Origin of the sequence: Variovorax sp. PDC80 (assembly GCF_900115375.1) — a bacterium.
Classification (GTDB): domain Bacteria; phylum Pseudomonadota; class Gammaproteobacteria; order Burkholderiales; family Burkholderiaceae_C; genus Variovorax.
Map to the genome: position 1 here is coordinate 11,870 of NZ_FOWG01000013.1, position 20,191 is coordinate 32,060.

At 69.0% G+C, this 20,191-nt stretch carries 20 protein-coding genes; 10 read left to right on the plus strand and 10 right to left on the minus strand.

What is annotated here, in order from left to right; translation table 11 throughout:
- Positions 1–50: 50 nt before the first annotated feature.
- The 5 genes from BM109_RS31135 to BM109_RS31155 form a co-directional block, all read right to left on the minus strand.
- Positions 51–1,562: a tripartite tricarboxylate transporter permease gene (locus BM109_RS31135; protein WP_093351715.1), complete on the minus strand. Its 1,512-nt coding sequence runs from the start codon at positions 1,560–1,562 to the stop codon at positions 51–53.
- Positions 1,563–1,575: 13 nt separating this feature from the next.
- The gene (locus BM109_RS31140) at positions 1,576–2,061 is read right to left on the minus strand and encodes a tripartite tricarboxylate transporter TctB family protein (RefSeq protein WP_093351719.1); all 486 of its coding nucleotides are present in this window, start codon (positions 2,059–2,061) and stop codon (positions 1,576–1,578) included.
- Positions 2,062–2,222: 161 nt separating this feature from the next.
- Positions 2,223–4,016, minus strand: coding sequence for a type IV pilus assembly ATPase TfpB (locus BM109_RS31145; protein WP_093351722.1), 1,794 nt, complete (start codon positions 4,014–4,016; stop codon positions 2,223–2,225).
- Between the two features lie 4 nt (positions 4,017–4,020).
- A complete protein-coding gene (locus BM109_RS31150) occupies positions 4,021–4,800 on the minus strand; it encodes a class I SAM-dependent methyltransferase (protein ID WP_093351725.1) in 780 nt (259 codons plus the stop codon).
- Positions 4,800–5,291, minus strand: a complete 492-nt coding sequence (locus tag BM109_RS31155) for a DNA-deoxyinosine glycosylase (protein WP_177239504.1) — start codon at positions 5,289–5,291, stop codon at positions 4,800–4,802. Before BM109_RS31155 ends, BM109_RS31150 begins: the two co-directional genes overlap by 1 nt.
- Positions 5,292–5,417: 126 nt before the next feature.
- Here BM109_RS31155 and BM109_RS31160 point away from each other — a divergent pair, with 126 nt between their 5' ends.
- Positions 5,418–6,251: a mechanosensitive ion channel family protein gene (locus tag BM109_RS31160; protein WP_093351727.1), complete on the plus strand. Its 834-nt coding sequence runs from the start codon at positions 5,418–5,420 to the stop codon at positions 6,249–6,251.
- Positions 6,252–6,317: 66 nt separating this feature from the next.
- Here the strand turns inward: BM109_RS31160 and BM109_RS31165 are convergent, their stop codons facing one another.
- On the minus strand, positions 6,318–6,776 hold the full coding sequence (locus BM109_RS31165; RefSeq protein WP_093351730.1) for a hypothetical protein: 459 nt from the start codon (positions 6,774–6,776) through the stop codon (positions 6,318–6,320).
- A gap of 154 nt (positions 6,777–6,930) precedes the next feature.
- A complete protein-coding gene (locus BM109_RS31170) occupies positions 6,931–7,791 on the minus strand; it encodes a TatD family hydrolase (protein WP_093351734.1) in 861 nt (286 codons plus the stop codon).
- Positions 7,792–7,883: 92 nt separating this feature from the next.
- On the opposite strand from BM109_RS31170, the gene BM109_RS31175 reads away from it, so the two are divergent.
- Genes BM109_RS31175 through BM109_RS31190 form a run of 4 tightly spaced genes read left to right on the plus strand, consistent with a single transcriptional unit; the run spans position 7,884 to position 12,054 of the window.
- Complete coding sequence (locus tag BM109_RS31175; RefSeq protein ID WP_093351737.1) at positions 7,884–8,879, plus strand: S1C family serine protease; 996 nt, start codon at positions 7,884–7,886, stop codon at positions 8,877–8,879.
- Between the two features lie 37 nt (positions 8,880–8,916).
- Positions 8,917–9,936, plus strand: coding sequence for an AAA family ATPase (locus BM109_RS31180; RefSeq protein WP_093351739.1), 1,020 nt, complete (start codon positions 8,917–8,919; stop codon positions 9,934–9,936).
- Between the two features lie 26 nt (positions 9,937–9,962).
- Complete coding sequence (locus tag BM109_RS31185; protein WP_093351742.1) at positions 9,963–10,961, plus strand: DUF58 domain-containing protein; 999 nt, start codon at positions 9,963–9,965, stop codon at positions 10,959–10,961.
- Between the two features lie 55 nt (positions 10,962–11,016).
- A complete protein-coding gene (locus BM109_RS31190) occupies positions 11,017–12,054 on the plus strand; it encodes a VWA domain-containing protein (RefSeq protein ID WP_093351744.1) in 1,038 nt (345 codons plus the stop codon).
- A 12-nt stretch (positions 12,055–12,066) separates the two neighbouring features.
- Here the strand turns inward: BM109_RS31190 and BM109_RS31195 are convergent, their stop codons facing one another.
- A complete protein-coding gene (locus BM109_RS31195) occupies positions 12,067–12,642 on the minus strand; it encodes a TetR/AcrR family transcriptional regulator (protein WP_093351747.1) in 576 nt (191 codons plus the stop codon).
- A 167-nt stretch (positions 12,643–12,809) separates the two neighbouring features.
- Here BM109_RS31195 and BM109_RS31200 point away from each other — a divergent pair, with 167 nt between their 5' ends.
- Positions 12,810–13,634: an SDR family NAD(P)-dependent oxidoreductase gene (locus BM109_RS31200; RefSeq protein WP_093351749.1), complete on the plus strand. Its 825-nt coding sequence runs from the start codon at positions 12,810–12,812 to the stop codon at positions 13,632–13,634.
- Between the two features lie 12 nt (positions 13,635–13,646).
- Here BM109_RS31200 and BM109_RS31205 read toward each other — a convergent pair whose 3' ends face one another.
- A complete protein-coding gene (locus BM109_RS31205; RefSeq protein WP_093351752.1) occupies positions 13,647–14,282 on the minus strand; it encodes a TetR/AcrR family transcriptional regulator in 636 nt (211 codons plus the stop codon).
- Between the two features lie 52 nt (positions 14,283–14,334).
- A complete protein-coding gene (locus BM109_RS31210) occupies positions 14,335–14,937 on the minus strand; it encodes a phenylacetic acid degradation protein PaaY (protein ID WP_093351755.1) in 603 nt (200 codons plus the stop codon).
- 165 nt (positions 14,938–15,102) lie between these two features.
- Here BM109_RS31210 and BM109_RS31215 point away from each other — a divergent pair, with 165 nt between their 5' ends.
- The 4 genes from BM109_RS31215 to BM109_RS31230 are packed head-to-tail and all read left to right on the plus strand — an operon-like array spanning position 15,103 to position 20,186.
- Positions 15,103–15,906 (plus strand): enoyl-CoA hydratase-related protein, encoded by an 804-nt coding sequence (locus tag BM109_RS31215; RefSeq protein ID WP_093351757.1) that lies wholly within the window; start codon positions 15,103–15,105, stop codon positions 15,904–15,906.
- A gap of 3 nt (positions 15,907–15,909) precedes the next feature.
- A complete protein-coding gene (paaI, locus tag BM109_RS31220) occupies positions 15,910–16,350 on the plus strand; it encodes a hydroxyphenylacetyl-CoA thioesterase PaaI (RefSeq protein ID WP_057593742.1) in 441 nt (146 codons plus the stop codon).
- Between the two features lie 28 nt (positions 16,351–16,378).
- Positions 16,379–17,689, plus strand: coding sequence for a phenylacetate--CoA ligase PaaK (gene paaK / locus BM109_RS31225; protein WP_093351760.1), 1,311 nt, complete (start codon positions 16,379–16,381; stop codon positions 17,687–17,689).
- 31 nt (positions 17,690–17,720) lie between these two features.
- On the plus strand, positions 17,721–20,186 hold the full coding sequence (locus tag BM109_RS31230) for a penicillin acylase family protein (RefSeq protein WP_093351763.1): 2,466 nt from the start codon (positions 17,721–17,723) through the stop codon (positions 20,184–20,186).
- Positions 20,187–20,191 lie beyond the last annotated feature (5 nt).

Below are 20,191 nucleotides of genomic sequence, written 5' to 3' on the forward strand. Positions count from 1 at the left end.
AGGCGCCGTTGGCTGGAGCGAGCCCGGCACGCGTGCCGGGCGGTCGTCGATCACTCCTCGACGAAGGCTTCCTCGCGCTTCGACTTCACGGCCGGCAGCAGCACGATGACGAGCAGCAGCAAGGCGGCAGCCAGCAGGCCGGCGGAGATCGGGCGCGTGATGAACACGGTCCAGTCGCCGCGCGACAGCAGCAGCGAGCGGCGCAGGTTCTCTTCCATCATCGGGCCCAGGATGAAGCCCAGCAGCAGCGGCGCGGGTTCGCAGCCGAGCTTGAAGAAGGTGTAGCCCACGAAGCCGAAGATGCCCACCATCCAGATGTCGAAGGTGTTGTTGTTGGTCGAGTACACGCCGATGGCACAGAACAGCACGATCGCCGGGAACAGGTACTTGTAGGGCACCGACAGCAGCTTGATCCACATGCCGATCAGCGGCAGGTTCAGGATGATCAGCATCGCGTTGCCGATCCACATCGAGGCGATCAGGCCCCAGAACAGCTCGGGGTTGCTGGTCATGACCTGCGGGCCCGGCTGGATGTTGTGGATCGTCATCGCGCCCACCATCAGCGCCATCACGGCGTTGGGCGGAATGCCCAGCGTCAGCAGCGGAATGAAGGAGGTCTGCGCGCCGGCGTTGTTGGCCGACTCGGGAGCCGCCACGCCGCGGATGTTGCCCTTGCCGAAGGGCACTTCGCCCGGCTTCAGCTTGGTCTTCTTCTCGATGGTGTAGGCCGCGAAGGCCGCCAGCAGCGCGCCGCCGCCGGGCAGGATGCCCAGGGCCGAACCGAGGGCCGTGCCGCGCAGCACCGCGGGCACCATGCGCTTGAAGTCTTCCTTGGTCGGGAACAGGCCCTTCACCTTGGCGGTGAACACTTCGCGCTCTTCATCGGGACGCGAGAGGTTCGCGATGATTTCGCCGTAGCCGAACACGCCCATGGCGATGGCCACGAAGCCGATGCCGTCGGTCAGTTCGGGAATGTCGAAGCTGAAGCGCGCCACGCCCGAGTTCACGTCGGTGCCCACCAGGCCCAGCAGCAGGCCCAGCACGATCATCGCGATCGCCTTGAGCAGCGAACCCGAAGCCAGCACCACGGCGCCGATCAGGCCCAGGATCATCAGCGAGAAGTATTCGGCCGGGCCGAACTTGAAGGCCAGCTCGGTCAGCGGCGGCGCGAAGGCGGCCAGGATCAGCGTACCGACGCAGCCCGCGAAGAACGAGCCGAGGCCCGCCGCGGCGAGTGCCGGCCCCGCCCGGCCCTTGCGCGCCATCTGGTAGCCGTCGATCACTGTCACCACTGATGATGACTCCCCTGGCAGGTTCACCAGGATGGCGGTGGTGGAGCCGCCGTACTGCGCGCCGTAGTAGATGCCGGCCAGCATGATCAGGGCCGACACCGGGGGCAGCGCGTAGGTCGCGGGCAGCAGCATCGCGATGGTCGCGACGGGGCCGATGCCGGGCAGCACGCCGATCAGCGTGCCCAGGATGCAGCCGACCAGGCAGTACAGCAGGTTCGTGAAGGTGAACGCGACGCCGAAGCCGGTCGAGAGGTTTTGAAAGAGTTCCATGGTGCTTGCGTCCTCAGCCGATGAAGGTCGGCCAGACCTGGATCTGGAGCTTGAGCGCCCAGATGAAGGCGATGTAGCTGCCGACCGCCAGCACGGTGGCCAGGATCAGCACGCTGGGCAACTTGAACTCGTGGCCCGCGAGGCTGGCGATGATCACCAGCGCGTAGATCGCGATGATCAGGCCCATGGCCGGCACGCCGAAGCTCGGCAGACCGCCCAGCAGGATGCCGAACACGAGGTTGGCGCCGAGAATCAGCACCACCTGCCGCCAGGCCCACTTGCCGATCTTGTCGCCCGTGGTGGTTTCGACGGTCATGCCACTGAACATGATGCCCAGGCCGATCACCGCCATCAGGATACCGAGCACCAGCGGGAAGTAGCCGGGACCCATGCGAGCACCGGTGCCCACGCTGTAGTTGGTGGCGCCCCAAGCGAAGGCGACCCCGACCACGGTGAACATCAGTCCCGAGAAAAAGTCTTTCTGACTTTTGATTTTCACGAACAGTCTCCTCGAACAAATTTCGATGCGGGATTGTGGAGTCAGGTGGAAGTCAGCCCCATGTGGGTTCCACCTACCGAGAACTTAGGGATAACCCCGGTGCACGAGGCGCCTCGGATGTAGGTGGTTCGTATTCGGCGCGGGGCTGCGCCGGGGACGGTTCAAGCGTCGAGCGGCGGGGTCGCGCTCAGCACTTCCTCGATCGTGGTCAGGCCCTCGGCCACGCGCAGCGCGCCCGCGAGGCGCAGCGGCCGCATGCCGTCGACCACGGCCTGGCGCCGCAGCGCCGAGAGGTTCGGTTCCTTCGTGACCTCGGAGCGGAAGGTCTCGCTGATGCTCAGCAGTTCGTACAGGCCCATGCGGCCCATGTAGCCGGTCATGCGGCAGTCGACGCAACCCACCGGCTTGTAGGCGCGCACCGAGCCCGTGATCTGCCACGGCTTGACGATGGCCTCGAGCTTCTCGCGCGTGATGCCGTCGTCGGGCTGCTTGCAGTGCGGGCACAGGGTGCGCACCAGCCGCTGCGCGAGCACGCCCAGCATCACGGCGTTGATGAGGTACGAGGGCACGCCGAGTTCCATCAGCCGCGTGATGGCGCTGGGCGCGTCGTTGGTGTGCAGGGTGCTGAACACGAGGTGGCCGGTCAGCGCGGCCTGCACCGCCATCTCGGCGGTGGCGAGGTCGCGGATCTCGCCGACCATGATGATGTCCGGGTCCTGCCGCATCAGCGCGCGCAGGCCCTCGGTGAAACCGAAGTCGAGTTGCGGTTGCACCTGCGTCTGGTTGAACGCGGGCTCGATCATCTCGATCGGGTCCTCGACGGTGCTGACGTTGACCTCCTCGGTCGCCACGCGCTTGAGCGTGGAGTACAGCGTGGTGGTCTTGCCCGAGCCCGTGGGGCCGGTCACGAGGATGATGCCGTTGGGCCGCGTGACGAGCTGCTCCCAGCGCTGCGCATCGTGCTGCGCGAAGCCGAGCGCGTCGAGGTCCTTGACCGCGGTGTCGGGGTCGAAGATCCGCATCACCATCTTCTCGCCGAAAGCGGTGGGCAAGGTCGACAGCCGCATCTCGACCTCTTCGCCGCGCATGTTGCGGGTCTTGATGCGGCCGTCGAGCGGACGGCGCTTCTCCACCACGTCCATGCGGCCCAGCAGCTTGATGCGCGCGACCATCGCGTTCATCACGCCCATCGGCATCTGGTAGGCCGGATGCAGCACGCCGTCGATGCGGAAGCGGATCACGCCCAGCTCGCGGCGCGGCTCGAGGTGGATGTCGCTCGCGCGCTGGCTGAAGGCGTACTGCCACAGCCAGTCGACCACCTGCACCACGCCCTGGTCGTTGGCATCGAGCTGCTTGTTGCTCTTGCCGAGCTCGACCAGCTGCTCGAAGCTCGCGCCGCCGGTGTTGCCGCCGGCCTTCTGCGCGGCGCGCACCGACTTCGCGAGCGCGAAGAACTCGGCCGTGTAGCGCTGGATCTCGGCCGGGTTCGCGACCACGCGCCGCACCGCGCGTCGCGACTGGCGCTCGACCTCGGAGATCCAGTCGGTGAGGAAGGGCTCGGCCGTGGCCACCACCACCTCGTTGGGCAGCACCTGCACCGGCAGCACCTTGTGGCGCTCGGCATAGGCCGCGCTCATGGTGTCGGCCACCTTGCCCACGTCGACCTTGAGCGGATCGATGCGCAGATAGGACAGGCCCGCGCGGCCCGCGAGCCACTGCGCGAGCGTCTCGAGGTCGAGCGGCTTGCTGTCGCTCTCGCGCGTCATCGCGACGTTGGCCAGTCGCACCAGCGGATGCTGGCGGCTCTCGCCCTGGGCGCAGCGCGCGATGGTGCGCTTGGCTTCCGACGGCGAGATGACACCGTCGGCGGCCAGCCATTCGATCATGCGGCGCAGCTCGAGCGGGCCCTCGTGGCGGATGGTTGCCGGTGCGGCGGAAGCGGGAACGGCGCTCATGGATTCAGATGGAAAGGACCGGCTTGAAGACCCGCAGCCACTTGGGCGCGGGCAGGCCCCAGCGAGTCTGGATGGTTTGGGCACGCTCGGCAAGCGCCTCGCGCTTGGGCCGGCTGGGCTGGCGCTGCGCGAGCACCACCGTGTTGCCCTCGCGCGTCGGCTTGAAGGCCCAGACCGCGTCGACGCCGAAGGCGGCCTGGATCTTCTCGAGGCTGCGTTCGTAGCTCGACGAGCGGCCGAAGAGGTTGACCGTCATCGCGCCGTCCTCGGTGAGCAGCGCGCGGCAGTCGGCATAGAAGTCCTCGCTGTCGAGCACCGGCGCGGCGGCCTCGTGGTCGTAGAGGTCGACCTGCAGCGCATCGACCGTGCCCTGCCATTCGGGTCGGCGGATCTCCTCGGCCGCGTCGGCGATCACCACGCGCAGCTTGGCGTCGTCGGGCGGCAGCTTGAACCAGCCGCGGCAAGCCGACACCACCTGCGGGTTGAGCTCGACCGCGGTGGTGCGCATGCGCAAGGTCTTGCGGCAGAACTTGGTGAGCGTGGCCGCGCCCAGGCCGAGCTGCATCGCATGGCGGTTGCCGATGCCGGTGCCGTCAACGAACAGCAGCCAGGCCATCATGCGCTGCACGTACTCGAGCTCGATCTCGTAGGGCGCGTCCAGCTTCATCGAGCCCTGGACCCATTCGGTGCCCAGGTGCAGGTAGCGGATGTCGCCCCAGTCGGAGAAGTTGACCTCGGGCAGTTCGGCGGGAAGGCGGGAAGTGGATTGCTTGCGTGCGGCCATCAGACCAGTCCATGGACAGAGAAGACCTCGCGCCATGCGGCGAGCTTGCGCTCGAAGCTCCACGACGCATTGGCCGGGCTGGTGGAAGGCAGTGGGTAAACCGGCACGCCCAGGGTTCGGGTGTGCCGGGCGTGCTTGAAGCTCTCGCCGCCGTTGTGGGCCACGGCCGCCAGCTTCGGCAGGTGCAGCGCCGCGATGTCGTTGGGCACCGCCGCGCGGATCGCCGAGTCGAGGCTGCCCTCGCGCTCGCAGGCCGCATAGACGTCCCACACGCCGAGGCCGTGCGCCAGCAGCCAATCGCTACGCTTTTGATAGCTATCGACTCCCGTGGGGAGCGGGTCGTGGGGCCACAGGGCTTGCAAGATTTTCCAGAACTGGTTTTGCGGGTGCGCATAATACTGCCGCTGTTCCAGCGATCTCGCGCCCGGAAAGCTGCCGAGGATCAACACCACGGTGGCGGGCGAGACGATCGGTGCCAGCCCCGTGAGCACGGCGCCCGCTGCCGCAACGGCGGGTTCCGCCGCTGCTCGTTTGTGAATGGGGGCGCGGTCGGACCGGGTCGAAGGTTTTTGGGGTTTGGATCGAGTCACCGCGCCTGTACCGGAGGATGGAGATTCATGAACACGGAAGCCGTCTGGACTTTTCTCAGTACGCAAGGCGCCGATTTTGGCCTCAAGGTGCTCGGCGCGATCGCCGCCTGGCTGGTGGGCCGATGGTTGATCGGGTTCGCGCTGCGCTTCGTGCGCGTCGGCCTCGAGCGCGGCCGGCGTGTCGATCCGACACTGAGCCACTACCTGGTGTCGATCCTCAGCGTGCTGCTGAACATCGTGCTGATCCTCGCGATCCTCGACATGTTCGGCGTCAAGACCACCTCCTTCGCGGCGCTGCTCGCGGGCGCGGGGCTGGCGATCGGCACCGCCTGGGGCGGGCTGCTCACGCACTTCGCGGCCGGCGTGTTCCTGCAGGTGCTGCGGCCGTACAAGGTGGGCGACTACGTGACCATCGGCGGCGTGAACGGCACGGTGCAGGAGCTCGGGCTGTTCGGCACCACGCTGATCACGCCCGACAACGTGACCGCCACGGTGGGCAACAACAAGGTGCTCTCGGACACCATCCAGAACTTCAGCACCCTCGCCTTCCGGCGCGTCGACACCACGGCCAAGGTGGCCAACGGCGTCGACGTGAACCAGGCCATCGAGCTGCTGCGCCAGGCCGTGCAGGCCATCCCCAACGTGGCGACGCAGCCGCCGCCCGACGTGGAGATCCTGCAGTTCACGCCCGAGGGGCCGCTGCTGGCGGTGCGGCCCTATACCCACACCGACCACTACTGGCAGGTCTACTTCGACACCCACAAGGCGATCGTGAAGACCTTCGGCGCGGCCGGCTACCCGACGCCCGAGACGCCGGTGCTGCATCGCACGGCGCCGGACACGGCACCCAAGCCGGCCTGAGCGGGCCCAAAAGAAAACCCGCCGAGGCGGGTCTTCGTTGCGGTCGCGGCGCGACGGCCTGCTTGCTTACTTCTTGGCGGCTTCGTTCTCGGCCGTGCCCGGGATCTTCTCGCCGATGGCGTGACCCGTGCTGCGCATGCCGTCAGCCGTCTTGTGGCCGGCATTCTCGACCACTTCACCGGTCTTGGTGGCGGCCTTCTTGGTGGCGTGGGTGGCCTTCTTGGTGGTTTTCTTGGTCGCGTCCCAGGTCTTTTCGGCGCCCGACTCGGTCGCGTTGGCGGCCTTCTTGGTCGTGCGCTTGGTCGCGTCCCAGGCCTTCTCGGCGCCGCGCTCGGTCGCGTTCACGGCGCGCTTGGTGGTGTCCTTGGTCGCGTCATAGGCGTCCTTGCCGGCTTCCTTCACCTTCTCGGTGGTCGAGGGTTCGGCCGTCGCTGGCGCGGTGGTCTGTGCCACGGCGGAGAGGCCCACGGCACCGAAGGCCAGGGCGAGCACGACGGGAAGGGTGCGAGCGAAAGTTGCTTTCATGGATGAACTCCTTTTCTTGGATGAAATGCTGGGAGCCGGTGTCGTTCGACATCGGTGACGAAGGTCGTCACCCCTGTCCAACGAAGCTCCACGGTTCAAGGATGACAGCAAATGCAGGCCCGGAAAGCACTTGAACCCAAGTCAAGGCATTGGCCTACGGCGCGGGTAAGAACCCCTCCGACAGGTCCAGCAGACTTTGGAGCTTCGGCATCGCTTCGATGGCATTTCGCGTGGTTTTTTCGGCCAGTTCATCGACCACGATGCCGCGCAATCGAGCCACCACCTCGGCGATGCGCGGCAGTTCGCCGGGCTCGTTGCGGCCCTGCGCCTCGCCCGCGTCGCGCTGCGCCTGCGTGCGGTAGAGCCAGTGCGGCTGGATGTCGGGCGCGTCGGTCTCCATCACCAGCGCCTCGACCGGCAAGGTGGCCGCGAGCCGGCGCAGTTGCAGCGCGCGCTCGAAGGTCACGGCGCCGCCGAAGCCCAGCCTGAGCCCGAGCGCGATGCAGGCTTGCGCCTGCTGCTCGCTGCCGTTGAAGGCATGCGCGATGCCGCGCCAGGGCTGCCCGCCGGCGGTCTGCCGCAGGTGCTTGAGCACCTTGTCGACCGAGCGCCGCACATGGATCAGCACCGGCAGTCCGTGCTTGCGCGCCAATTGCAACTGAGTGTGAAAGAAGTGCTGTTGCTTGTCGTCGTCGAGGTGCTCGACGAAGTAGTCGAGCCCGATCTCGCCGACCGCCACCAGCCGCGGATCGTCGCGCCGCGCGCTTAATTCGGCGTCGAGCAGGGCCAGGTCCTCTTCCTTGGCATCGCCCGTGCACAGCGGATGGATGCCCAGCGCATAGGCGTCGCCCTGGCGCTCGGCGAGCTCGCGCACGGTCGCGAAATTGAAGGCGGCCACCGCCGGGATCACGCACAGCGCGACGCCGCGCTCGGCCGCGCGGGCGCGGATCACGGGCATCTCCGCACCGAATTCGGGCGCGTCGAGGTGGCAGTGGGTGTCGACGAAACGAGCCATCGCGCGATGATGCCCGAAGGGATGCAAGGCAGAAGAAAGCGTGCTACTGTGGCTTTCATCACGCGACACCCCTTTTGCCGGAGGTCCACCCCATGCGCAGGCCCGCCATGTACAGCCGCTCGCCACGCACGCCGAACGCGTCCGATGACGGGTCCCCCGCGCCGGCGGTCGTCGATCCCGCTGTGGCCGAGGCGCAGGCAGCGCCTCCCGCGCGCCAGGGCTGGCAGCCCGGCCGCCGCAGCTTCGCGCTGCTGAGCCTCGCGCTGTGCGCGGCCCTCGCGGCCGGCGGCGCGGCCTGGTGGCAGCGCGGCAATGCGCGCCAGCTCACGCAGAAGGACATCGACGCGGCCGTGCTGCGCACGCTGCAGACCAACACCCTGCCCTCGCCCGCCGCCAAGGCCGCCGACATCGTGCGGCCCTCGGTGGTGCGCGTGGTCGGCTACGGCCCCGAGAAGGCCACGCCCGAGGCCAAGACGCAGAAGCGCGGCCGCAACATGGCCAAGGGCAAGTCGCCCGAGGCACCGGCCGACGACGGCCCGCCGGGCCAGGTCGAGCGCGGCGTGGGCACCGGCGTGGTGATCGTCGACAAGGGCGTGATCCTCACCAACCTGCACGTGGTCGCGGGCTCCGAGACCATCAAGGTGACCTTCGCCGACGGCCTGGAGGCGCCGGCCGTCATCACCGGCGTGCAGCCCGAGAACGACCTCGCGGTGCTGCAGGCGCAGAAGATTCCCGACGACCTGATCCCGGCCGTGATGCGCTCGACCGCCGACCTGCGGCCCGGCGACCAGGTGGCCGCGGTGGGCTTCCCCTTCGGCATCGGCCCCTCGGTGTCGGCCGGCGTGGTGTCGGGCCTCAAGCGCTCGTTCCGCTCGCCCGAGGGCAAGCAGGAGCTCGGCAACCTGATCCAGTTCGACGCGGCCGCCAACCCCGGCAATTCGGGCGGCCCGCTGGTCAACATGGACGGCGAGGTGCTCGGCATCGTCACCGCCATCCTCAATCCCACGCAGCAGCGCACCTTCATCGGCATCGGCTTCGCGGTGCCGATCGAGAACGCGGCCTCGGCGGCCGGTTCGCCACCGTTCTGATCCCCTCTTCCTTTTTTCGACCCAGAAAGAGCCCCGAATGAGCAGCACCGAGACCTCCTCCTTCGCCACGCCCGCCAGCACCGCCGAGCTGATGGAGCAGATCCTCTACCAGGTGAAGCGCGTGGTGGTGGGCCAGGACCGCTTCCTCGAGCGCGTGATGGTCGCGATGCTCGCGGGCGGCCACCTGCTGGTCGAAGGCGTGCCGGGCCTCGCGAAGACGCTGACCGTGAAGACGCTGGCCGACACCGTGCAGGGCCAGTTCAAGCGCATCCAGTTCACGCCCGACCTGGTGCCCTCCGACCTCGTGGGCACGCGCATCTACAACCAGAAGACCGGCGACTTCAGCACCTCGCTGGGCCCGGTGTTCGCCAACCTGCTGCTGGCCGACGAAATCAACCGCGCGCCGGCCAAGGTGCAGAGCGCGCTGCTCGAGGTGATGCAGGAGCGCCAGGTCACGATCGCGGGCGAGACGCACAAGGTGCCGCGCCCCTTCCTCGTGATGGCGACGCAGAACCCGATCGAGACCGAGGGCACCTATCCGCTGCCCGAGGCCCAGGTCGACCGCTTCATGATGAAGGTGCTGGTCGACTACCCGACCGACGAGGAGGAGTTCGTGATCGTGCAGCGCGTGATCGGCCCGCCGGTCGAGGCCGTGCCGGTCGCCACCACCGAACAGCTCGCGGCGCTGCAGGCCGAGGCGCGGCGCGTGTACGTCGATCCCTCCCTGATCCAGTACGCGGTGAAGCTGGTCTCGGCCACGCGCACGCCCGACAGGCACGGGCTCAAGGACATGGGCCGCTTCATCACCTTCGGCGCCAGCCCGCGCGCGAGCATCAGCCTGACCGAGGGCGCGCGCGCCCTGGCGCTGCTGCGCGGGCGCAGCTACGCGCTGCCCGAGGACATGACCGCGCTGGTGCCCGACGTGCTGCGCCACCGCGTGACGCTGTCCTACGAGGGCCTGTCCGAGGGCCTGACGCCCGACGGCCTGATCGAGAAGATCATGCGTGCGGTGCCCGCGCCGCCGAAGCCGCTCGAGCACGAGAAGCTCGCCGCCTGAACCCGGATCACCCCACACGACCCGCCATGAAGAAAAGCTGGTGGCGCAAGGCCCCCGAGGCCGCCGCGAACGACGAACGCCCCGCGCTCGAGGCGGGCGGCGCCGAGCGCGCGCTGCGCCGCCTCGAATGGACCGTGATCCGCCGCCTCGACGGCCTGCTGCAGGGCGACTACCGCACGCTGATGCGCGGCACCGGCCTCGATCTGGCCGACCTGCGCGAATACCAGTTGCACGACGACGTGCGCCACATCGACTGGAACGTCACGGCGCGGCTGCAGACGCCGCATGTGCGCGTCTTCACCGAGGACCGCGAGATGTCGGCCTGGTTCGTGCTCGACCTGAGCCGCTCGGTCGACTTCGGCTCGGGCCTGAAGGCCAAGCGCGAGATCTCGGCCGGCTTCGTCGGCGTGCTGGCGCGCCTGCTCACGCGCCACGGCAACCGCGTCGGCGCGCTGGTCTACGGCCACGACCTCGAGGCCGTGATCCCGCCGCGTAGCGGCCGGCGCCATGTGCTGCACCTGCTGCATGCGATGGAGCGCCGCGCCGACCAGGCCGACAAGGCGCCACCGCAGAAGGGCATGACCCGGCTCGACGACCTGCTGAAGTCGGCCGCCACCCTGATGCCGCGCCGCTCGACCGTGTTCGTGGTGTCCGACTTTTTGAGCGAGCCCGGCTGGGAGAAGCCGCTGGGCCAGCTGGTGCAGCGCCACGAGGTGGTGGCCGTGCGCCTGTTCGACCCGCTCGAGCTCGACATGCCCGACCTGGGCCTGGTGCCGCTGCGCGACGCCGAGACCGGCGAGCAGCTCTGGGTCGATACCCACGATGCGGGCTTTCGCCGCCGCTTCGCGCGCATCGCCCGCGAGCGCGAGGATGCGCTGCGCGGCGCGCTGGCCCGTGCCGGGGTCGACACGCTGGAGCTGTCGACCGCCGACGACCTGGTCGAGGCGATCGTGCGCTTCGCCGACATGCGCAAGCGGCGCGTGCGCAGCTCGGGCGCGGCGCGAGTAAAGGCGGTGGCCGCATGACGATTACCGGGTATATCGAGTTGACGTTGGCGACGACGAGCGCGAGGATTTCGCCGTGACCTTCCTCTGGCCCCAATTCCTCTGGCTGCTGCTGGCGCTGCCGCTGCTGGTGCTGCTCTACCTGTGGCTGCTGCGCCGCAAGAAGAAGCTCGCGGTGCGCTACGCCAGCCTCTCGATCGTGCGCGAGGCAATGGGCACCGGCCAGAGCATCCGGCGCCATGTGCCGCCGTTCCTGTTCCTGCTCGCGCTGGCCGCGATGCTGGTGGCGGCCGCGCGGCCGATGGCGGTGGTGATGCTGCCGTCGAACCAGCAGACCATCATCCTCGCGATGGACGTCTCGGGCAGCATGCGCGCCGCCGACGTGCTGCCGAACCGGCTGGTGGCGGCGCAGGATGCCGCCAAGAGCTTCATCAAGGACCTGCCGCGCAACGTGAAGGTCGGCATCGTCGCCTTCGCGGGCAGCGCGCAGGTGGCACAGCTGCCCACCACCAACCACGACGACCTCGTGACCGCGATCGACAGCTTCCAGCTGCAGCGCGCCACGGCCACCGGCAATGCCATCGTGGTGTCGCTCGCCACCCTGTTCCCCGAGGCCGGCATCGACGTCTCGCAGTTCAGCGCACCGAGCCGCCAGCGCGGCGTGGCCATCGACCAGGCCGACAAGCCGGCCAAGGAGTTCACGCCGGTCGCGCCGGGCTCCTTCACCTCGGCCGCGATCATCATGCTGACCGACGGCCAGCGCACCACCGGCGTCGATCCGCTCGACGCGGCCAAGGCCGCGGCCGACCGCGGCGTGCGCATCTACACCGTGGGCATCGGCACGGTCGACGGCGAGACCATCGGCTTCGAAGGCTGGTCGATGCGCGTGCGGCTCGACGAGGAAACCCTCAAGGCCGTCGCCAGCAAGACCCAGGCCGACTACTTCTATGCCGGCACCGCCGCCGACCTGAAGAAGGTCTACGAGACGCTGAGCTCGCGGCTCACGGTCGAGAAGAAGGAAACCGAGATCTCGGCGCTGTTCGCGCTCGGCGCCGCGGTGCTCACGCTGCTGTCGGCCGGGCTCTCGCTGCTCTGGTTCAACCGGATTCTCTAGGGCGGCGCCCTCTCAGGCCTTCGCCATTCCCTCGATCCCCGCGAGCACCTCGCGCAGGATCTCCTCGGACAGCGCCTCGTCGTTCATCGCGCGCGCCAGCACCAGAGCGCCGGTCATCGCCGCCACCGCGCGGATCGCGTCGCCGCGCGCATCGGCGTTCTTGCGCGTACGCCAGGGAAAGAACTTCGCGAAGCGCTCGATGCTCGCTTTCATGTGCGCGGTGAGCGAAGGCGCGGTGACCTGCTTCTGCGCCGTCTGGGCCGAGAAGGCCGCGAGCAGGCAGCCGTCGCCGGGCGCATCGCGGTGCGACACGCTGAGGTAGGCGCGCACGTAGTCGACCATGCCGTTGGGCAGCCGGGTGGCGGCGTCGAGGTCGGCGAGCGAATGCGCCGACGCATGGTCGACGCACTCGGCCATCAGCGCTTCCTTCGAGTCGAAGTGGTTGTAGAACGGGCCGTGCGTGAGGCCCGTGGCCTTCATGATCTCGCTCACGCTGACGCCGCCGAAGCCGCGCTCGCGGAACAGGCGCGAGGCCTCGCCCAGGATCTTCTGATGCTTTTCGGCGGTTTCCGCTGCGGGGTATCGCATGTGACCTCATCCTCTTTCCGGGTACTTCCAGACCCTGGTTGACGCTATTCATGATAGGCATCATGCTTCGCACCGTCAAACATGATCACCATCATGCTTAACGACGAAGAGCCTTTGGAAGCGGTCGCCGACCGCGCGGGCACCCCGATTTCTTTCTGGAGAACGACATGAGCGATCAAGCGAACAACACCTCCGCCCACCCCGGCACCGCGGTGGTGACCGGCGCCTCCGCCGGCCTGGGCCGGCTCTTCGCCGACCGGCTGGCGCGCCGCGGCCACGACCTGCTGCTGGTGGCGCGCCGCGGCGACCGCCTCGACGAAGCCGCCAAGGCGCTGCGCAGCCAGTACGGCGTGACGGTCAACACCCTGGTGGCCGACCTCGGCGCCGCCGCCGACCTCGAGCGCGTGGCGCAGGCCATCGCCGCCGATGCCTCGATCACGCTGCTGGTCAACAACGCCGGCACCTCCACGCTGGCGCCGGTGCTCGCGACCGCGCCCGCCTCAGCGCAGTCGATGATCGACGTCAACGTCACCGCGCTGGCGCGGCTGAGCCTGGTGGCGCTCGCGGGCTTCAAGGCGCGCGACCGCGGCACGCTGATCAACATCGGCTCGGTGCTGGGCTTCCACACGCTGCCGATCAGCAGCATCTACAGCGGCACCAAGGGCTTCGTGCTGAACTTCACGCGCGGCCTGCAGGAGGAAGTGGCGGGCAGCGGCGTGCGCGTGCAGCTGGTGCTGCCCGCGGCCACCGCCACCGACATCTGGGAGCTGTCGGGCGTGCCGGTCACGAACCTCGATCCCGCGCACGTGATGACGGCCGAGCACTGCGTCGATGCCGCCATCGCCGGCCTCGACCTCGGCGAGCCGATCACCATGCCCTCGGTGGACGACTACGCGCCGCTGTTCGCGGCCTACGACGACGCGCGTGCCCAACTCTTCGGCGCCTCGCAGAACGGCACGCCGGCCGCGCGCTACGCCGGCGCGGCGCGCTGAAGTTCCGCGCCCTCAGGCCGCCGGCTTCGGCTTCTTCTTCGCGCGTGCCGGCGGCGCCTTCACGGCACCGATGCCGCCGAGGAACAGGTCGGCCACCACCGGCGCGATCGAGGCATGGTCGAGCTGGCCGCCGGGCTTCATCCAGGTGAACATCCAGTTGATCATGCCGAACAGCAGCATGGTCAGCGGCTTGGCGAGGTCGTCGCTCGGCGTGCCCGGGCGCAGCGCGGCCACCGCGCGCGCGAAGCCCGCGACCACCTCGCGCTCCTTGTCGAGCACGCGCTCGCGGTCCTCCTCCTCGAGGAAGCGCACGTCGTCGGTCAGCACACGGTGCGCGTCCTGGGCGCCCGCGTACTCCTCGACGATGCGGTAGATGAAGCGCCGCAGCCGCTCCTCGTCGGTCTGCGTCGAGGCCTCCTCCTCGGCCACCAGCGCCGCCAGCTTGGAGACGTGCGTCTCGGCGATGCTGATCAGCAGGCTGCGCTTGTCCTTGTAGTAGTGGTAGAGCGTGGCCTTCGAGAGATTGCAGGCCTCGGCCACCTGGTTCATCGAGGTGGCCGGGTAACCCTGGCGCGCGAACAGCCGCGCGGCCCGCTCGAGGATGAGCTCGCGCTGGTCGTCGTAGCTGGCGGATCTTCCTCTGGGCATCGGTGTTCTTTCTGTTCTGGCGTTGAGAGGGTGTGACGGGCAGCGCGCGATCCTAGCTGCGCTTGGTCGCAATCAGCGGCTTGACGTCGATCGCCGGCAGCCGCGGCCGCCCGGCCTCGACCTGCGCCAGCGGCTCGACCTCGCGCATCGTCGCGAGGCTGCGCACCGCGAGCGCCTGGTAGACCTGCGTGCCCTCGAGCTTCCACGCGATCTCGGCCTCGCTCAGTTCACGCTTCACGCGCGCGGGCATGCCCGCCACCAGCGTGCGCGGCGGCACCTTCATGCCGGCCGGCACGAAGGCGCTGGCGGCCACGATGGCTTTCTCGCCGATCTCGGCCTCGTCCATCACCACCGCGTTCATGCCCACCATGGCGTCGCGCCGCACCACGCAGCTGTGCAGGATCGCGCCATGGCCGATGTGGCCATTGACCTCGATCACCGTGTCGTTGTCGGGAAAGCCGTGCACGCAGCAGTTGTCCTGCAGGTTCGAGCCCTCCTCCAGCACGATGCGGCCGAAATCGCCGCGCAGGCTGGCGCAGGGGCCGACATAGCAGTTCGGGCCCACGATCACGTCGCCGATCAGCACGGCGGACGGATGCACGTAGGCGGTGGGGTCGACGACGGGGATCACGCCGTCGATGGCGTAGCTGGGCATGGGTGCGGTCTCCTGTGGGGTGCCGGTCCTTCGTCTCGCGATTCAGGGTTTTCCCTGAATGCTTTGGACTTGTGCCGGATTCGTTCGCCATCCTAAAATCTACCGAACGGTCGGTCAATAGTAATTGACCCGAAGTCATCCCCCCCACAGATGAGAGACAAGCCCATGTCGGAACCCCTGGTCCTCGTCGGCAATGCCGGCGCCGTCCGCACACTGAGCCTCAACCGCCCCGCGGCGCTCAACAGCTTCACGAGCGAACTGCACGCCGAACTGCTGGCGGCGCTCGAAGCGGCCGCCGCCGATGCCGACGTGCGCTGCGTGGTGCTGACCGGCGCCGGCCGCGCCTTCTGCGCCGGCCAGGACCTCGCCGACCCGATGGTCGCGCCCGACACCAGCCCCGGCGCCACGCCCAAGGACCTGGGCCATGTCATCGAGAAGCTCTACGGCCCGCTGGTCAAGCGCATCCGCACCATGCCCGTGCCCGTGGTGGCCGCGGTCAACGGCGTGGCCGCCGGCGCCGGCGCCAACCTCGCGCTGTGCTGCGACCTGGTGCTCGCCGCGCGCTCGGCCAGCTTCATTCAGGCCTTCACCAAGATCGGCCTGGTGCCCGATACCGGCGGCACCTGGCTGCTGCCGCGGCTCGTGGGCCCGGCGCGCGCGCTGGGCATCGCGATGCTCGGCGACAAGCTGCCGGCCGAGGAAGCCGCGCGCATCGGCCTGATCTGGCAGGTGGTGGACGACGCCGCGCTGGCCGACACCGCCGCCGCGCTCGCGGGCCGGCTCGCCGCCATGCCGTCGCGCGCCCTGGTCGCCACGCGCGCCGCGATGAATGCCGCGCAGACCATGGACCTCGACACCGCACTGGCCGAGGAGGCTCGCCTGCAGCGCGAGCTCGGTGCCGCCAACGACTACCGCGAAGGTGTCGAGGCCTTCCGCGCCAAGCGCGCCCCCGTCTTCAAGGACCGCTGAGCCATGAGCACCGAACGCACCCCGCAACAGACCGCCGAATACGTGCGCGACGGCATGTTCGCCAACGACAACGCCTCCAAGGGCCTGGGCATGCGCATCGTGGAGGTCGGCCCCGGCCAGGCCACGATCGAGATGCGCGTGCGCCCCGACATGCTCAACGGCCATGCGATCTGCCACGGCGGCTTCATGGCCACGCTGGCCGATTCCACCTTCGCCTTCGCCTGCAACTCCTACAACGAGCTGACCGTGGCCTCGGGCTTCGCGATCGACTTCATCGCGCCCGCGCGCGAAGGCGACCTGCTGACCGCGCGCTGCTTCGAGGTCTCGAAGGCCGGCCGCACCGGCGTCTACGACACCGAGATCACCAACCAGCGCGGCGAGCGCGTCGCGATCTTCCGCGGCCGCTCCTACACCGCCAAGGGCCGCCCCGCCGTCGCGGCCTGAACCGAACGAAAAAAACGAGGACCCCGTCATGCCAGCACCCCGCCCCGCCCCCGGCGATCTCGAACCGATCGAGACCGCGAGCCGCGACGAGATCACCGCGCTGCAGGTGCAGCGCCTGCGCGACACGCTGCAGCGCGCCTACGACAACGTGCCGCACTACCGCCAGGCCTTCGACGCCAAGGGCGTGCAGCCGGGTGACCTCAAGACGCTGGCCGACCTCGCGAAATTCCCGTTCACGGTCAAGAGCGACCTGCGCGACAACTACCCCTTCGGCATGTTCGCGGTGCCGCGCCAGCAGGTGGCGCGCATCCACGCCTCGTCGGGCACCACCGGCAAGCCGACCGTGGTGGGCTACACGAAGAAGGACATCGACACCTGGGCCGACCTGGTCGCGCGCTCGATCCGCGCCGCGGGCGGCCGCGCCGGCGACCTGATCCACATCGCCTACGGCTACGGCCTGTTCACCGGCGGCCTGGGCGCGCACTACGGCGCCGAGCGCGCGGGCTGCACCGTGGTCCCGATGTCGGGCGGCCAGACCGAGAAGCAGGTACAGCTGATCCAGGACTTCCGGCCCGACATCATCATGGTCACGCCGAGCTACATGCAGGTGATCATCGAGCAGTTCGAGCGCCTGGGCCTGGACGCCAAGGACAGCTCGCTGCGCATCGGCATCTTCGGCGCCGAGCCCTGGACCGAGGCCATGCGCCGCGACATCGAGGCCAAGGCCGGCATCGACGCGGTCGACATCTACGGCCTGAGCGAAGTCATGGGCCCGGGCGTGGCCAGCGAATGCGTGGAGAGCAAGGACGGCCCGGTGATCTGGGAGGACCACTTCTATCCCGAGATCATCGATCCCGAGACCGGCGAGCTGAAGGCCGACGGCGAGGAAGGCGAACTGGTCTTCACCTCGCTGAGCAAGGAAGCGATGCCGATCATCCGCTACCGCACGCGCGACCTCACGCGCCTGTTGCCGCCCACCTCGCGCGCCTTCCGCCGCATGGGCAAGATCGTCGGGCGCAGCGACGACATGATGATCATCCGCGGCGTGAACGTGTTCCCCACGCAAGTGGAAGAGATCGTGCTCGCGCACGGCGCCCTCACCGGCCTCTACCAGGTGCACGTGAGCCGCGAAGGCCTGCTCGACCAGGTCGAGGTGCACTGCGAGCTCGCGCCGAACGAAGCCGCCGCGGCCGACCGCGCGGCCATCGCCGGCTGGGTGCAGCACCGCGTGAAGACGCTGGTCGGCATCTCCACCCGCGTGGTGGTGCATGCCCCGAACGAGATGGAACGCACGCAGACCGGCAAGGCCCGGCGCGTCGTCGACAACCGCCCGCGCTGAGGCGCCGCCGCTTTCCCCCGAACCGCCACCGATGACACTGAATTTCCGATCGATCGCCCTCGCCTGTGCCCTGGTGGCGCTGGCCGGCTGCGCCGCCAACTCCACCGCCCCGGTCACCGGCGCGGTCATGCCCCCGGCCGGCAAGGTCACGATCAAGCGCGACGACTACGGCGTGCCGCACGTCTATGCCAACGACGTGCGCGGCCTGTTCCACGGCTTCGGCTATGCCGTCGCGGAAGACCGCCTGTTCCAGATGGAGATGGCGCGCCGCGCCGTGCTGGGCACCGTCGCCGAAGTGATGGGCCCGGCCTATGTCGCGCTCGACAAGGGCAGCCGCGCCAGCTTCGATCCCGCCTCGATCCGCGCGCAGATGGCGCGCCTGTCGAGCGACGACAAGGCCATCTTCGACGGCTATGCCGCCGGCTTCAATGCGCGCGTCAACGAAGTGCTGGCCGCGCCGGCCACCCTGCTGCCCAAGCAGTTCGCCGATGCCGGCTTCCGACCGAAGGCCGACTGGAGCGGTTACGACGTGGCGATGATCTGGGTCGGCACCATGGCCAACCGCTACTCCAACGTGAGCAGCGAGCTCGCCAACCTGCGCCTGCTCGAGCAGTTGCGCAAGGCGCGCGGCGACGAGGCCGGCCGCCAGTTGTTCGACCAGATCCGCTGGGTGGAAGACCCGCTCGCGCCCACCACCGTGCCGCGTCCCAAGGCCGTGGCCCGAGGCGCCGCCGACGACGCGCACGCCGCCCATCGCGCGGCGCTGGCGCCGGTCTCGCCCGAGCTGCTGGTCGCGCGCAACGAGATCGATGCCGCGCAGCGCGGCGTGGCCGAGCCCTGGACCCGCCCGATCGCCAGCAACCTCTGGATCGCCGGCCCGAACAAGACCACCGACGGCAGCACCGTCTTCATCAACGGTCCGCAGTTCAACTGGTTCAATCCCTCGTACGTGTTCGGCATCGGCCTGCACGGCGCCGGCTTCGACGTGACCGGCAACACGCCGTTCGCGCATCCCGTGGTGCTGTTCGGCACCAACGGCAAAATCGCCTGGGGCGCCACCGCCGGCCCGCTCGACGTGAACGACATGTACCAGGAGAAGCTGGACCCGGCCAACCAGTATCAGTACCGCTTCAACGGCGCGATGCGCGCCATGAGCAAGCGCACCGAGCTCATCAAGGTCAAGGGCCAGCCCGACCAGAGCCTGGACGTCTACGCCACCGTGCACGGCACCGTGACCAACTTCGACCTGCCCAACGGCACCGCGTATTCGATGAAGCGCAGCTGGGACGGCTACGAGCTCGAGTCGCTGCTGGGCTGGATCCACGCGATGCGCGCGCAGAACTGGGAGCAGTGGCTGGCGCAGGCCTCGCGCGTGGCCATCACCATCAACTGGTACTACGCCGACACCGCCGGCAACATCGGCTACGTCTCGCCGGGCCGGCTGCCGATCCGCCCGGCCACGCAGGACATCCGCTTGCCCGCCGTGGGCGACGGCTCGATGGAATGGCTCGGCATCCGCCCGTTCAGCGAGGACCCGAAGACCTTCAACCCGGCGCAGGGCTACGTCGCCAACTGGAACAACCAGTCGGCGCCGGGCGCGGTCAGCGACGGCGGCAACTACTCGGTGGTCGACCGGGTGCGCGAGTTCACGGCGCGGCTCGAGGCCAAGCCCCGGCTCACGCCCGACGAACTCTGGGCGCTCAACCGCACCACCGCCTACGCCGACACCAACGCGCGCTACCTCGTGCCCTTCGCCCTCGAGGCGACGCGCGGCCTGCCGGCCGCCGACCCGGCGCGCCGCGCGGCCCAGCTGCTGGCGGACTGGAACATGCTCAACGAGGACCCGGCCGAGCGCGGCGTCTACGACAGCCCGGCCACCACGCTCATGACGGCGTGGCTGCCGATCCTCTACCGCAAGGTGCTGGCCGACGACCTGCCGCCCGAGGTGTTCGCGGCCTACGCGGGCACCGGCTATGCCGGCGAGACGCAGGTGGCCAGCATCCGCCCGGGCAACGGCCTGAAGCTGGTCTACAACGCGCTGCTCGGCCCGAAGGCCGGCGTGCCGCAGCGCTACGACTTCTTCAACGGCGAGGACAGGAACGCCGTGCTGCGCGCCACGCTCGCGCAGGCCGTGGCCGAGCTCGACAAGCGCTACGGCAGCGACACCGCCAAGTGGCGCACGCCAGTGACGAAGCATGTGTTCCTCACCAGCAACTTCATCGGCGCGCCGCAGGCCGGGGCCGACGAGCAGCTGACCCTGCCGAGCTACATGAACCGCGGCACGCAGAACGACAAGGTGGTGCTCGGCGCCAAGGGCGTCGTGCTGTGCACCGCCGCCCCGCCGGGCCAGAGCGGCTTCGTCGCACCCGACGGCCGCAAGTCGCCCCATTACGCCGACCAGATGGCGCTGTTCAAGGATTTCGGCTGCAAGAGCGAGGCCCTGACACCGGCCGACGTGGACCGCCGGGCGCAGTCCACGAAGCAGCTGAGCTACTGACCACC

Bases quoted from the DNA above. Each gene is read 5' to 3' on its own strand.
- BM109_RS31175 (WP_093351737.1), top strand. From the start codon at position 7,884: ATGCGCAGGCCCGCCATGTACAGCCGCTCGCCACGCACGCCGAACGCG.
- BM109_RS31150 (WP_093351725.1), bottom strand. From the start codon at position 4,800: ATGGCCGCACGCAAGCAATCCACTTCCCGCCTTCCCGCCGAACTGCCC.
- BM109_RS31210 (WP_093351755.1), bottom strand. From the start codon at position 14,937: ATGCCCAGCTACGCCATCGACGGCGTGATCCCCGTCGTCGACCCCACC.
- BM109_RS31195 (WP_093351747.1), bottom strand. From the start codon at position 12,642: ATGCGATACCCCGCAGCGGAAACCGCCGAAAAGCATCAGAAGATCCTG.
- BM109_RS31215 (WP_093351757.1), top strand. From the start codon at position 15,103: ATGTCGGAACCCCTGGTCCTCGTCGGCAATGCCGGCGCCGTCCGCACA.
- BM109_RS31200 (WP_093351749.1), top strand. From the start codon at position 12,810: ATGAGCGATCAAGCGAACAACACCTCCGCCCACCCCGGCACCGCGGTG.
- BM109_RS31165 (WP_093351730.1), bottom strand. From the start codon at position 6,776: ATGAAAGCAACTTTCGCTCGCACCCTTCCCGTCGTGCTCGCCCTGGCC.
- BM109_RS31160 (WP_093351727.1), top strand. From the start codon at position 5,418: ATGAACACGGAAGCCGTCTGGACTTTTCTCAGTACGCAAGGCGCCGAT.
- BM109_RS31185 (WP_093351742.1), top strand. From the start codon at position 9,963: ATGAAGAAAAGCTGGTGGCGCAAGGCCCCCGAGGCCGCCGCGAACGAC.
- BM109_RS31230 (WP_093351763.1), top strand. From the start codon at position 17,721: ATGACACTGAATTTCCGATCGATCGCCCTCGCCTGTGCCCTGGTGGCG.
- paaK (WP_093351760.1), top strand. From the start codon at position 16,379: ATGCCAGCACCCCGCCCCGCCCCCGGCGATCTCGAACCGATCGAGACC.
- BM109_RS31205 (WP_093351752.1), bottom strand. From the start codon at position 14,282: ATGCCCAGAGGAAGATCCGCCAGCTACGACGACCAGCGCGAGCTCATC.
- BM109_RS31135 (WP_093351715.1), bottom strand. From the start codon at position 1,562: ATGGAACTCTTTCAAAACCTCTCGACCGGCTTCGGCGTCGCGTTCACC.
- paaI (WP_057593742.1), top strand. From the start codon at position 15,910: ATGAGCACCGAACGCACCCCGCAACAGACCGCCGAATACGTGCGCGAC.
- BM109_RS31145 (WP_093351722.1), bottom strand. From the start codon at position 4,016: ATGAGCGCCGTTCCCGCTTCCGCCGCACCGGCAACCATCCGCCACGAG.
- BM109_RS31170 (WP_093351734.1), bottom strand. From the start codon at position 7,791: ATGGCTCGTTTCGTCGACACCCACTGCCACCTCGACGCGCCCGAATTC.
- BM109_RS31180 (WP_093351739.1), top strand. From the start codon at position 8,917: ATGAGCAGCACCGAGACCTCCTCCTTCGCCACGCCCGCCAGCACCGCC.